General features: G+C 36.0%; 18 protein-coding genes. 13 read left to right on the top strand and 5 right to left on the bottom strand.

From position 1 onward, the window contains the following. Positions 1–10 precede the first annotated feature (10 nt). The gene (locus tag K5S59_RS19090) at positions 11–274 is read right to left on the bottom strand and encodes a spore coat protein CotJB (RefSeq protein WP_001076510.1); all 264 of its coding nucleotides are present in this window, start codon (positions 272–274) and stop codon (positions 11–13) included. An 8-nt stretch (positions 275–282) separates the two neighbouring features. Further along, positions 283–498: a spore coat associated protein CotJA gene (locus K5S59_RS19085; RefSeq protein WP_001046257.1), complete on the bottom strand. Its 216-nt coding sequence runs from the start codon at positions 496–498 to the stop codon at positions 283–285. A 48-nt stretch (positions 499–546) separates the two neighbouring features. Between K5S59_RS19085 and K5S59_RS19080 the strand changes: the two genes are divergently transcribed. Together K5S59_RS19080 and K5S59_RS19075 are read left to right on the top strand one after the other, a co-directional pair. After that, positions 547–960 carry a VOC family protein gene (locus tag K5S59_RS19080; RefSeq protein WP_098258427.1) on the top strand — a complete coding sequence of 138 codons (414 nt, stop codon included), beginning with the start codon at positions 547–549 and terminating at the stop codon, positions 958–960. A 14-nt stretch (positions 961–974) separates the two neighbouring features. After that, on the top strand, positions 975–1,754 hold the full coding sequence (locus tag K5S59_RS19075) for a DUF2935 domain-containing protein (RefSeq protein ID WP_000440976.1): 780 nt from the start codon (positions 975–977) through the stop codon (positions 1,752–1,754). A gap of 18 nt (positions 1,755–1,772) precedes the next feature. Here the strand turns inward: K5S59_RS19075 and ku are convergent, their stop codons facing one another. Continuing rightward, the gene (gene ku, locus K5S59_RS19070; protein ID WP_000557762.1) at positions 1,773–2,585 is read right to left on the bottom strand and encodes a non-homologous end joining protein Ku; all 813 of its coding nucleotides are present in this window, start codon (positions 2,583–2,585) and stop codon (positions 1,773–1,775) included. Between the two features lie 393 nt (positions 2,586–2,978). On the opposite strand from ku, the gene K5S59_RS19065 reads away from it, so the two are divergent. The 4 genes from K5S59_RS19065 to K5S59_RS19050 all read left to right on the top strand — a co-directional run bounded on the left by K5S59_RS19065 (position 2,979) and on the right by K5S59_RS19050 (position 4,721). Continuing rightward, positions 2,979–3,260, top strand: a complete 282-nt coding sequence (locus K5S59_RS19065) for a YkvA family protein (protein WP_000733847.1) — start codon at positions 2,979–2,981, stop codon at positions 3,258–3,260. 11 nt (positions 3,261–3,271) lie between these two features. After that, entirely contained in the window at positions 3,272–3,877 is a 606-nt protein-coding gene (locus K5S59_RS19060) for a DedA family protein (protein WP_098872160.1), read from the top strand. Positions 3,878–3,987: 110 nt separating this feature from the next. Then, entirely contained in the window at positions 3,988–4,356 is a 369-nt protein-coding gene (locus K5S59_RS19055; RefSeq protein WP_001277528.1) for a DUF3992 domain-containing protein, read from the top strand. A gap of 20 nt (positions 4,357–4,376) precedes the next feature. Next, complete coding sequence (locus K5S59_RS19050) at positions 4,377–4,721, top strand: DUF3992 domain-containing protein (RefSeq protein WP_000525802.1); 345 nt, start codon at positions 4,377–4,379, stop codon at positions 4,719–4,721. Positions 4,722–4,778: 57 nt separating this feature from the next. Here the strand turns inward: K5S59_RS19050 and K5S59_RS19045 are convergent, their stop codons facing one another. Continuing rightward, the gene (locus tag K5S59_RS19045; protein WP_308444009.1) at positions 4,779–5,159 is read right to left on the bottom strand and encodes an S-Ena type endospore appendage; all 381 of its coding nucleotides are present in this window, start codon (positions 5,157–5,159) and stop codon (positions 4,779–4,781) included. Here K5S59_RS19045 and K5S59_RS30475 point away from each other — a divergent pair. The 4 genes from K5S59_RS30475 (at position 5,047) to K5S59_RS19030 (ending at position 8,482) form a co-directional block, all read left to right on the top strand. Then, a complete protein-coding gene (locus K5S59_RS30475; protein ID WP_308443125.1) occupies positions 5,047–5,295 on the top strand; it encodes a hypothetical protein in 249 nt (82 codons plus the stop codon). The genes K5S59_RS19045 and K5S59_RS30475 overlap by 113 nt on opposite strands. Before the next feature lie 261 nt (positions 5,296–5,556). After that, positions 5,557–8,016, top strand: a complete 2,460-nt coding sequence (locus K5S59_RS19040; RefSeq protein WP_120449527.1) for a LamG-like jellyroll fold domain-containing protein — start codon at positions 5,557–5,559, stop codon at positions 8,014–8,016. Positions 8,017–8,095: 79 nt separating this feature from the next. Then, complete coding sequence (locus tag K5S59_RS19035; protein ID WP_000391503.1) at positions 8,096–8,299, top strand: hypothetical protein; 204 nt, start codon at positions 8,096–8,098, stop codon at positions 8,297–8,299. 12 nt (positions 8,300–8,311) lie between these two features. Next, positions 8,312–8,482: a hypothetical protein gene (locus tag K5S59_RS19030; RefSeq protein ID WP_001174858.1), complete on the top strand. Its 171-nt coding sequence runs from the start codon at positions 8,312–8,314 to the stop codon at positions 8,480–8,482. A gap of 28 nt (positions 8,483–8,510) precedes the next feature. Here K5S59_RS19030 and bcaP read toward each other — a convergent pair whose 3' ends face one another. Next, positions 8,511–9,914 (bottom strand): branched-chain amino acid transporter BcaP, encoded by a 1,404-nt coding sequence (bcaP, locus tag K5S59_RS19025; RefSeq protein ID WP_000838744.1) that lies wholly within the window; start codon positions 9,912–9,914, stop codon positions 8,511–8,513. A 278-nt stretch (positions 9,915–10,192) separates the two neighbouring features. Here bcaP and K5S59_RS19020 point away from each other — a divergent pair, with 278 nt between their 5' ends. From K5S59_RS19020 to K5S59_RS19010, 3 genes are all read left to right on the top strand, one after another. After that, a complete protein-coding gene (locus tag K5S59_RS19020; RefSeq protein WP_033656291.1) occupies positions 10,193–11,320 on the top strand; it encodes a cation:proton antiporter in 1,128 nt (375 codons plus the stop codon). 123 nt (positions 11,321–11,443) lie between these two features. Next, positions 11,444–11,773, top strand: a complete 330-nt coding sequence (locus K5S59_RS19015) for a hypothetical protein (RefSeq protein ID WP_001223247.1) — start codon at positions 11,444–11,446, stop codon at positions 11,771–11,773. 17 nt (positions 11,774–11,790) lie between these two features. Beyond that, complete coding sequence (locus K5S59_RS19010; protein WP_000648163.1) at positions 11,791–12,654, top strand: MurR/RpiR family transcriptional regulator; 864 nt, start codon at positions 11,791–11,793, stop codon at positions 12,652–12,654. Positions 12,655–12,750: the final 96 nt, after the last annotated feature.

The raw sequence follows: 12,750 nt of genomic DNA, 5'->3' as shown, positions 1-12,750 counted from the left end.
TTTCTCTCCTTTATATTTGCCATGGCCAAGGACCTTTGCTCCATTCCCAAGGGGCATTCGAATAACTGTTTCCAAACTGTTGGAGTGGTCCGTATTTTTCTTCCATCTTTTGTTTTAATACTCTTCGTTTATAGGAAAAGTCATTAAATTGATTAATTGCAGCGGTGTCATCTGGATGTGTATCTAAATAAAGAGTGAGTTCAACTAGTACAAAGTCCAGTTCTTGAAGCTCCAGTAAAAGTTGATAGTATTCTTCTGGTAGCGATTGATTCACGTCAGTAGTCACCGCCCTTTTTTATAAGGATTTTCATAATAGTCATAAAAAACAGGCCATAAAGTCCCTTTTTGTAACGCTTCTTTTGGTGTGAATTGTGGTAAGTTTGGCGGTTGAAAGCCTAAAAATAAATTAGGAGGAGTAGAATAATATTTTTTTCCGATAGGAGGACAAGGATCAAGAGGGCTATGATAGGGCACGAATGATCTCATATATTTATTCACGAATAAACCTCCTTACATGTTCATTACTACGTATTGTATTCAGACATAATGAGCATTTATGACACATATAAAAAAGTAATAGGTACGGGGGGAATGAATGTGGAGACTGTGAAACAATTCATTGTATTGGAAGTAAAGAACTTAAAGGAAACTCTGTATTTTTATGAAGGGATTTTAGGGATAACACCTAGTTCAGAAAGGCCGCAATTAGATATTACAGGGGTTTGGTATGATACCGATTCAACGAGAATTAGTTTTGTGATGAATCGCAGTTTGGGCGGGCGTGAGAAGAGTGTTACGGACTCAGTTGATGTTCTAACGTTTTCAATTTCTAACATAGAGAATGTAAAGAAGAGGTTAGTATTTTATAAAATCGCATATACAGAAAAAGAAAGTGAGAAAAGTATTGTAGTACAAGACCCGGATGGATATAAACTTCAAGTGGTAGAGAAGGGTGAATAGACGGAGGGGATTTAGTGGAGAGAAATTATGAAGAAAGTGCGTTGTTTGAGCATCAATTTTGGCTAAAGGTACTTACTGATCATGCACAATTTTTACTGGATGCATTAGCTCCGAAGGAAAAAGAGGATATAAAGAAAGCTACTTACTTTGTTGAAACATTTACGAATTTGTTAAATAAAGTTCGGAATGTAAATCTGATGGCATTCTCAAAAGAGGCTGAACAAGCTGCTAAGGAAATTCGGATGTTTAAATTAAATATTATACAGAAGCAGTTGGAGGGGAAGATTACTATTCATTTTACGCCAACTTTTATTAATCATATGGTAAACGAAGTGGAAGAGTATATAACGGTTTTAGAGTTTTTGAAGAAGGGGGAAGTTCCGCCTGTTTTTCATGAATTGCATTATCATCTCGTTTGGTTAACGGATGCGGCTGGTCATGCGGGTTCTATTTCTGGTGGGCTAGATCTTGTTGAAAAAAGATTGAAAGAGAAAAGCGAAGAATTTACGAAGCATTTTGAACAATTTTACTTAAAGGCAGTTGAGATGACTGGGTATTTACGAACGGAGCTTCATCATTTTCCAGCATTAAAGAAATTTACAAAAGATGTTTCACTTGAATTGAAATTATTTTCGCATTTTTTACATGAAGTGGAAGAGCTCGAGTTATCGAATGAAGTATTAAGTGTATTATCAGCTAGAATGGCAGATCATATGGCAAGAGAGGAATGTTACTACTTATTAAAACTAGCTCAATCGTCTGGACTTGAAATGCCGAAATGTAATCCGCTTTAAAGAAAAAAGAGGCCAATTTTATTTGGCCTCTTTTTCTGTTTTATTGTCTCTTTTTATTTTTGCTTGTTCAATACTTGCCTGTAATGTCTCCATAATATTAATGATGTTCGGAGCTGGAGAGATTGTTTCAGTTTTTTCCTGTTGTTCAATTTTATTCTCGATTAATTCGGTAAGGGCCTCTTTATATTCATCTGTATACATTTCTTGTTCAAAAGGATTTGTAAGATGGTGGATTAAATTAATTGCTGCGGTGAGTTCTTGTTTTTGTATAGGATAATTTTCGTTACTTGGTAAGTTAGGTGTATTTGCTATATCGCGAATTTCATTAGGGTAGTGGATGGTTTGTAACATTAGTCCATCTTCAAAGTTACGGATAATGGCTAAATGTTGTTTTTTTCTAATAGAAATATGAATAAGCCCAAGTTTATTTGTACGTTCAAGAGCTTCTTTTAATAATAAATAGGATTTTTCATGTCCTGGGGTAGGGCCTATGAAATAAGAACGGTCATAAAGAACAGAATCGATTTCGTTATTTTGGATAAAAGATATAATACGAATAGATCGTGGTTCGTGAGCTTTTTGCAACGCAGCTAATTCTTTTTCATCCATAATAATGTATTTATGAGGTGCATATTCATAGGCTTTTACAATATCTGTATCATCAATTTCTTCATCCGTACAATCAGGAGCAAATTTTTTATATTTAATAGGTGTTAAACATTCTTTATGGAGGCTTAAAAATTTTATATCGCTTTCTTCTACGGCACTGTATAGTTTAATTCCTATATTTAATAGTCCAAGTGAAAGTGCACCTTTCCAGACGGTATGCAAATGAAACATCTCCTTTCGTTCAAAAATGATTATGTATATTATGAGATAGTAAGAAATTTCCTATACGTTTTTTGTTTTTTACGGAAGGGATTGGGATATAAAGTGAAACTTTAATCAGTGGGGGTGGTGTTCTTACTGCCCGTTAAAGCGGGATAAAATATATTGACAAGCCCTCTGAAATATTTTAATGTGAGTGTATAAAATTGTGTATAAAGGGGAGTAACTTATTACAATAAAGTCGTCATTACAGGGAGAAACCCTCGGCTTTATTGGCAACGTTTCGTTGTTAGTGAGACCTTTACCAGCAATGGTAAAGGCCCCTTTCTGTCTTTTTGAGGACCCTTACCATATTTGGTAGGGTCCTTTTTGTATACAAAGAGAGGAGAAATAAAAATGAAAAAACTTATTAGTAGATTAAGAGTTGTATTTCATGTCCGTCGTTTCGTTCCATTCCTATTTGACTTTTTTACTTCAAAAGAGGTTTCAATAAAGAAGAAAATTTTATCTATTGCTTTTTTAGTTGGGTATGTTGTAATGCCGCTCGATTTAATTCCAGACTTCCTGCCGTTTATCGGTATTTTAGATGATATTGGAATTGTGTTATTCATTTTGAACCGAATTGTAAAGATGGCGCCAGTGCAATTGCAAGAAAAGCATAATGTAAATATCGGATAGGAGTTAAAAATATGGAGCAAATTATTTTAGATATAATCGAGTTTTTAAAGCAGTTTTCTTATTTTGGAGTTGTATTAGCATTAACGTTTGAGTTTATTCCAGCAGAAGTAGTTTTGCCCATGGTTGGGTATTGGGTATACGAGGGGGATATGAATTTTTGGTTAGCTGTATTAGCTGGGACACTTGGCGGAACGACAGGACCGTTAACATTATACGCACTCGGTTATTACGGTGGCCGTCCTCTATTAATAAAGTACGGGAAATACTTCTTTATTAAAGAAGAGCAAATTCAAAAAGCCGATGATTTCTTTGAGAAATATGGACCAGTTGTAGCATTTGTTGGACGCTTTGTACCAGGAGTTCGAACGCTTATTTCTGTTCCATGTGGTATGGCGAAAATGAACATATGGAAATTTAGTATATATACATTTGTAGCGATGTTCCCGTTAACGACTTTATATGTCTATTTTGGAATGAAATTAGGTCCGCATTGGGAAAAAGCGGCGGATATTGTTGGACAATATATGCTACCGATATTACTAGTCGTAGTTATTGTTGTAGGTGGTATTTTAATCTATAAATTTATGAAAAAAAGAAATAGAACGGAATCTATCTAGTCATTAGTACACGAGTTGTCTTATTTTTTGAAAATAGATGAATAGTACAGGCAAAAGACTCTGAAGGACATACACATATAAGGAATAAGTACGAGAGAGGGGAAACTTCTATGTCTTGTGAATGCTCAGGGGCGGCATTAACGTGTTGTCCAGATAAAAATTATGTACAAGATAAAGTGTGTAGTCCGTGGTCTGCTACTGTAGTTGCAACAGCAATTGATAATGTTCTTTATACAAATAATATTAACCAAAATGTAGTTGGTACTGGTTTTGTTAAATATGATGTTGGTCCAGGTCCAATTACTGTAGAAGCGCTTGATTCTGCTGGGGCTACAATTGATACACAAACATTAAACCCAGGAACGAGTATTGCTTTCACGTATCGTCGCTTTGATAGTATACAAGTTGTGTTACCTGCAACACCTGCTGGAACGTATCAGGGAGAATTTTGTATTACAACACGTTATTCACTTTCATAGCAGAATAGGAGAGAATCAAAATGGGAATGAGAAGTTCCGGTTTGTCTTGTTGTTCTAATAAAACACTTGTGCAAGATCAAGTATGTACAGACTGGTCTATTACAGGTGCTGGTACTCAAATTGTATATACGAATAATATTACACAAGAAGTATATGGTTCAGGTTACGTGAAATATGATGTAGGGGCTGCTCCGATTACAGTTGACTTTTTAGTAGGTGCAACAGTAGTTGATACAATTACTGTACAACCACAAAGTAGTGGTACTTTCACTGTACGATATTTTACGACTGTCCGAATTACTACGACAGGAACAACTGTTAATCAAGGAGAGTTTTGTATTACTGTACGTTATCCAATTTCATAAAAAAGCATACCGTAAATGGTATGCTTTTTTTATTAAGGAAGTAATGAAATTGGTATTCTATAAGCAACATGTAAATTGGCAACAGTACTTACCTTCTAAATATAGTGAAGGATTACTTTGTATATTGATAATCCTGACTGACTCTAAGTCTTTTCCTGTGTACGATATTGTATTACCAGGAAACACAGTGAAAACATTAGTTACTGCTCCAACAATTTGAATTGTAATTGCTTCTGTGCTGCTAGTACTATTGTAAACTGAGACATTACCTGATATAAGTAGTATCCCATCACTTTGCCACAGTATCATTGATTGTGATGCATCTTTGACAGAGGGGATGGTGTTATTCGTTATGAGGAAATTCCCTGCAAATTCATTAGTTACTCGCTCACAACTTGGATTTGGAGGAGGGGGCGGTGGACAAGGGTCTGGACAAATGATAGATAAAGGAGCGAAACAGCCAATATTTTTTTTGTTCTTCAATACAACCCCTCCTTTTAAGTTGTCTTTTACTATTATTAAATGTAGAAGCATGGCCGATGTGTTAAAAAAAGAAGGAAATGTTAAAAATTAAGATTGTCTAATAGGCTTAAACCTTAACTTATCATTAGTGTTATAGAAAAGATTATATGTGAATAGTCATAGGAAAAGAATGATCAGACTCTTTTAGACAAAAGGTGGTTGTATACAATAGTACGAGGAATGTTGGACTTAATTTCTAATTAACTGTATATTTACAAAAATCTAATAAAATTCATTTGTTATTTAAACGACATTAACATGTTTTAGATAAAATAGCTCTTGTAATGAATCAATTATTATGAGGAGGATTCACGTGGACAGAACAGATTTACGAAAAGTAAAAGGTCTTATTGGATTATTAATGGTTTTTGTATTAGCATTCGTATCATTTCCGTGGAGTACGTCAGTCAAAGCGGAAGAGAAAAAGCAAGAAAAGGCACCAAGTGAGAAGAAGATAGTTTTTCCAGTTGTAAGTGATGTACATATTAAAAATAGTGGAACAGATGATACGTTTCGCTGGAAAAGAGCGATTGAACAGTTCAATACGCTTGCACCTAAACAAGATGCGTTCGTAATTGTGGGAGATTTTACTGATTCAGGATCGGTACAACAATACGATCGTTTCATGCAAGTATATAATGAAAATGCAAATAAAGATGCGGTACGAATGAACTCTCTTGGTAATCATGATTATTGGAATGGTTTATCTGTAGAAGGAGCACAGAAGCGTTTCTTAGAAAAAACAGGAATGAAATCAATTTATTATCATAATGTGGTAAAGGGTTATCATTTCCTTGTTATGTCTCCAGAGGATGGAACAACTCATGGATATTATTCGGACAAGCAAATTAATTGGTTAAAAGAAGAGATGGCAAAGGCGCAAAAAGATGATCCGGAAAAACCTATTTTCGTATTTTTACATCAGCATATTAAAGATACAGTATACGGTAGCCAAGAATGGGGAACAAAAGATAGTGCGAAAATTAATGAGGTATTAAAACAATACCCACAAGTTATTACGTTTTCTGGCCATTCACACTATCCGCTAGATGATCCAAGATCGATTCACCAAAAAGACTTTACATCAGTTGGCACATCTTCAGTAAGTTATATGGAGGTTGAAGGTGGTAAAGTACAAGGAAATATCCCGTCAGGAGCTAGTACATTAAGCCAAGGTTTATTAGTAGAAGTAGATGATAAAGAAGTAACGATTAATCGCCGTGATTTCCATACAAATTCTTGGACAGGCGAACCGTGGAAAATTCAGTTGCCATCAAAGAAAGAGACATTTACACATGTAGAAGATCGTGATAAAGAAAAGCCTTACTTTGCAAAAGGTGCGAAGTTATCGGTATCAAATGTAACAGAAAATGCAGCAACAGTAACATTCATGCAAGCGTTGGACAACCTTCTTGTTCATTCTTATCGTGTACAAGCTAGAGATAAGCAAACTGGAGAAATAAAAAATAAATTGTTAGCATTCTCAGAGTTTTATCGTGACCCAGTGCCGAAAGAACTAACATTTACACTGGCAGGATTAGATGGTGGGAAAACATATACACTTGAAGTCGTTGCGATTGATTCATTTGGCAATGAAAGTGTACAGCCGTTAACAGCAGAAATTACTACGAAAAAAGATAATATTGACCCGAATGTAAAAGTGCCAAAGGCAGATGTTTTTGATGTGAACTTTGCAGATGGTACATTTAAAGACAATTCATCATTTGGTACAAAAGGTGATGTTAAAGGCAATGTGGCTATTGAATATGATAAAGCATTGAAAAAGAATGTTATGAAGCTAAACGGAAAAGCAAATACATTTGGATATCTTCCGTTTTCAGCAGCACAAAAAGAGAAAGTAGCAAATACGTTTACGTTAGAAACTGTATTTTCAATGAATGAACTCCGCGGGCAAGGTATTTTACAAAATACAGAGAGCGGCGGAATTGGTTTTGAATCTACAGGAAGTGGATATGTTGAATTATGGGCTCATATTGGCGGTAGCTATAAGCGTGTTGGGGTTCAATTAGCGGCCAATAAAACGTATCATTTAGCAGGAACGTATAATGGAAGTGAAGTAGCTATTTACGTAGACGGTAAAAAAGTAAATAGCCAGCCAGCTACAGGGAAAGTATATCACCCGAACGTACCGTTTGCTCTTGGTGCAGATCCAGATAGCAATGGGAATGGTGGTATTCCGTTAAATGGACAAATTGCGCTTGCGAAATTATATAGTAAAGCGTTAAGTTCTTCAGAAGTATTAGCAGCGTATAATGAGTTTTCTAACCGTACAAAGTTAGAGGAAGTAAATGCGTTATATGAAGAGATTGGAAAAGTAAAAGAAGTGTTAGCTGGTACGTATGAGTTTGGTGATAAGCCAGGTCAATATTCAAAGGAAGCATTTCAAGAATTAGAGAAAAGCTATAATAATACAAAACAAGTGTTTGAAAATGTAGCGAGTACGGGAGAACAAATTGTTCAAGCGTATAATGAATTAAAAACTGCAAATCAAACATTTATACAATCTAAAGTAGTAGAACAACCGAAAACACTGAAAGAAAAATTACAAATGAATATTGAATCTGCAAAAGCAGTAGTGAAAAAAGCGCAAGCTGCAAATGTAACGGACGGTTCAGTGAAATCATTGAGTCAAAAAATTACAGTGGCAGAATCTGTGTTAAAAGATGCGAAAGTAAAAGATGCACAAGTAGAAACGATGAATCGTACGATGGAATACGCGATTTCACTCGTTGAAAAAAGCATAAACAAATAAGAGAGAAGAAAAGAAGCTTATCATGATAGGCTTCTTTTTTGTTATACTAAAAATAGTATAGAATGAAGGAGCGAATAATTTGGAAGAGAAAAAGCTAAAAAGAATTCTTGAATATGTATGGATCGCGGTTGTGCTCCTTGTAGGATATTATTTCTTAAAAGAGAAAAGTATATGGATTTTATTTTTAATGACGTTTTTATTAGCGGGTTTAGGCACGTTATTTATTAATTTCTTCTTTGATAGTTTAAATGCATGGAAGAAGAAAAAGAAGGGAACGAAGTAAAGGAGGAAACATATGCAAAAGTGGAAGCTCCTATATCAGGTGATCATTTTCATCGTGCTTGTAGGTATTGGAATTTTTAAATACTCAACACCAATAGGAAATTGGGCATCGTTTACAGCTTGCATCGGCATATTTTTCATTTTACAATCGTTAACGAAAAAATATAATAATACAGAAAGATAGCTCGCCGTTTTATCGGCGAGCTATTTTGTTATGCTTTTTTCTCTTCATCATTTGTTTTTTCAGTTGCTAAATGACTATGTTTTCTAGAGTAGAAGAAATAGAAGCATAAGCCGACTATAAGCCAAGCTATAAAGCTAATCCATGTCGTTTTAGACAAATTAATCATTAAATATAAACAGCAAAGAATCGCGACAACTGGTAATACAGGTACGAAAGGTGCGCGGAATCCGCGTTTTAAGTCAGGGTGTGTTTTTCGTAAAATAAGTACCGCGCAGCAAACGAATGTGAATGCTGTTAACGTACCGATGTTTACTAAATTCGCCAGTAAATGTAAGTCTAAAAGTCCTGCTAATAAAGCGGCAACAACACCAGTGATCCATGTGTTTAATAAAGGGACTTTTACTCTTTTATTTACACGTGCTAGTGCTTTTGGAAGTAGTCCGTCACGGCTCATCGCATAAGAAACGCGAACTTGTCCGTACATAACGACTAAGAGGACGGTTGTCATTCCAGTCATCGCTCCAACAGCGAGTAGTCCTGCAATTGTATCTTCACCAACGAAATGTAAGGCAAATGCAACTGGATCAGAAACATCTAATTGTGTATATGGAACCATACCTGTTAAAACGAAAGATACAATCATGTATAAAACAGTACAAATAAGAAGGGAACCGATAATGCCAATTGGTAAATCGCGCTGTGGTTTTTTCGTTTCTTCTGCAGCGGTTGCGATTGCATCAAAGCCTAAGAAGGCGAAGAATACAGTGGCAGCCCCAGTAATAATACCGTCGTACCCGAACGGAATGAACGGTGTCCAATTTTCAGGTTTTACATATTTTGCGCCTGCTACGATAAAGGCGATAATAACAGCTAGCTTGATAAGAACCATAATATTATTAATGCGTGCGCTTTCGCGTATACCAAAACTTAAAAGCCCTGTAATGAGTAGTAAAATACAAACAGCCGGTAAATCGATAATGCCACCTTTTCCTACGCCAGGTGCCGAGGCGATTATGGCGGGCAGATGGATGTTAAACCCTTGTAGTAAAGATTGTAAATAACCAGACCAACCGACAGCGACTGCTGCGACTGCAAGTAAATATTCGAGCATTAAACACCAGCCGACGATGAAAGCAACGACTTCTCCGACTGTCATGTATGCGTAAGTATACACACTTCCTGAGACAGGAATCGAAGAAGCAAATTCGGCATAACAAAAGGCTACACAAGCACAAGTAAATGCAGCAATAAGGAATGATAGCATAATACCAGGACCAGAATGTTTCGCTGCGACAATACCTGTTAATACAAAGATCCCTGTCCCAATTACGGCGCCAATTCCTAAAAATGTTAAATCGAGTGCGGTTAATGTTCTCTCTAACTGCCGTGGTGATTCAGTACTAAGCGGTTTTTTTCGTAATAATGACTTCACTTTGGACTCTCCCCCCGTTTTTTCATTTCCATAACTGCGGATATAGTAGGAGCCCACTAGAAAAGAGTATGTAAGTAAATGGAGGTACAGTTATGGTATTATAGTCTTTAAAATTGCTGGATTAATCTTAATATAATTCAGAATATTTTGTCAAATAAAATTTTGACAAATAAAATGCGAATGAATAGGGGAAACTACTTGCAGGAATGGGCGAGGGTTACCAATCTACTTTGGATAGAGAAAACCCACTCATTAAAGTTAAAGTAGGAGCAGATGCTATGTTATTTTATTTTGAACTTGTCGTCATTTTACTTTGTACGAAATTAGCTGGTGATATTAGCGTAAGACTCGGTCAGCCTTCTGTACTTGGTAAATTACTTGTCGGTATTATTATCGGTCCAGCTGTACTTGGTATTATTAATAGCTCTGAATTGATCGATGAACTGAGTGAGATTGGTGTTTTACTACTTATGTTTATGGCAGGGCTTGAAACAGATTTAGAAGAGTTAAATCGGAATTTGAAATCATCATTTGCAGTAGCGGCCGGTGGAATTATTTTTCCTTTTATCGGCGGTTATGTAACAGGATTGCTGTTTGGATTAATGCAATCTCATGCGATTTTTTTAGGGTTATTACTTTGCGCAACGTCAGTTAGTATTACGGTGCAAACGCTAAGAGATTTAGGGAAAATGAATACGAGAGAAAGTACAACGATTTTAGGTGCTGCTGTATTTGATGATGTCATCGTCGTTATTTTATTAGCTTTTGTTATGAGTTTTTTAGGAACGCAAGATGTGAATATAACACTTGTTATCGTAAAGAAAATTATTTTCTTTGTCAGCATTGTTTTTATTGCATGGAAAGTTGTTCCGTGGATTATGAAAATGCTTGTGCCACTTCGCGTAACAGAAGCGTTAATTAGTGCGGCTCTTATTATTTGTTTCTCATTTTCGTATTACAGTGAAATGATGGGGATTGCAGGTATTATTGGAGCATTTGCAGCTGGAATTGCCATTTCTCAAACAGAGTATAAGCACGAAGTAGAGCATAAAATTGAACCAATTGCTTATGCGATATTTGTACCGGTGTTCTTCGTAAGTATCGGAATGGAAATTACATTTCAAGGTATTGGAAGCCAGCTTTGGTTCATTATCATCATGACGCTTATCGCGATTTTCACAAAGTTAATCGGGTCAGGTTTAGGAGCAAGATTAACAGGATTCAATCTTCAATCTTCTATTAGTATTGGTGCAGGGATGGTTTCTCGCGGAGAAGTGGCGCTTATTATCGCAGCGAATGGACTTACAGCGAATTTATTAGCGAAAGAAAATTTCACAGCGATTGTTATTGTTGTTATATTAACGACGATTATTACGCCGCCGCTTTTGAAAAAATATTTTGTATAGAGAGGAAGAGCTTATCTCATGTAGGTAAGCTCTTTTTTATTGGAAAAAGCAATAGTCATTAGCTTGAATAGGTTGTAATTATGGTAAAATCTACGTATATGATAAGTCGAGGAGAGAAAAAGTGTGAGGATTACGAAGGGGAAGGTTATCGGTGTAATCATACTTATTGCACTATGTATACCATTTACTGCATGGAAAGAGTCAAAAGTGAAAGATTTTCCAGTTTCTATTTTTTCTTCTTATGTAGAAGACGAAAACCCGAAAGACTATAAGTACACTGCTTTTGTACCTGACTTTGCAATTTGGATACATGGATGGGAAAAACAGCGATCTGAAGGTGAAATAACGTCATATAAAAAAGGGGATCGAACTGTAATTGTTCACCATCCACCTGGTAATGATGCTTTTTATCTATATGGTGTAAATGATAGTAGAGAATATACGCAACCGTAAGAAGTGGAGGGTAAATAGTGAAAGCTTCAACATTGCTATTTAAAATTGAAAGTAATATGGATCAATTTTCACCAGCTGAAAAGAAGGTTGCCATGTACATAATGGAGAATGCAGAGATTGTTCCGAACTTAACGACGAAAGAAGTTTCAACAAATGCAGGCGCAAGTGAGGCGAGTGTTGTTCGCTTTTGTAAGTCGATTGGAATCGGAAGCTTTAAAGCATTTAAAATCGCGCTCGTTCGTGAATTAACGATTGCTGATTATAATATTAATGATTTTTCAGTGATGAATACGGAAGATGGCCCGTACGACTTGTTTAATAAAGTTACATATGTGAATAAAGCTGCAATTGAGGCGAGCGTTACGGCGATAGATAAAAAAGAACTTGAAAAAGCTGCAGATCGCATTGTAAATGCGGATAAAATTATATTTTACGGAGTAGGCGGATCAGCTACTCCAGCGATGGACGGGGCTTATAAATTTACAAGGCTCGGATTTACAGCGATGATGCTATCCGATTTTCATATGATGTTGCCGCTTGTGACGAATTTAAAAGAAGGCGATATATTTGTGGCGATTTCAACATCTGGTCGTACGAAAGATGTGCTTGAAATGGCGCAATATGCGAAGAGACAAGGTGCAACAGTTATTGCGATTACAAAGCTCGATCAATCATCACCGTTATATAAAGAGGCGGATATTCGTCTTTGTATGCCAGATGTAGAACAAGATCATCGTATTGCGAGTATTGCTTCGAGAATGACGCAACTGAATATGATTGATGCTTTATATGTCATTACGTTTAATCGTATCGGTAATAAAGTGTTGGATCAATTTATGGAGACAAGAGAAGAAGCTTTGCGCTTACGGAAGCTAAAATGAGAAGATGGGGAAACCCATCTTTTTTTGCATACTGACATAAAGTGAAACTTTAATAAGTGGGGGGCATCCCCCACTTATTATTAGTTGAACCAATCG

This window comes from Bacillus sp. BML-BC051 (genome assembly GCF_019656175.1).
Lineage (GTDB): Bacteria > Bacillota > Bacilli > Bacillales > Bacillaceae_G > Bacillus_A > Bacillus_A mobilis.
This window is presented reverse-complemented; position numbering and strand designations above follow the sequence as displayed.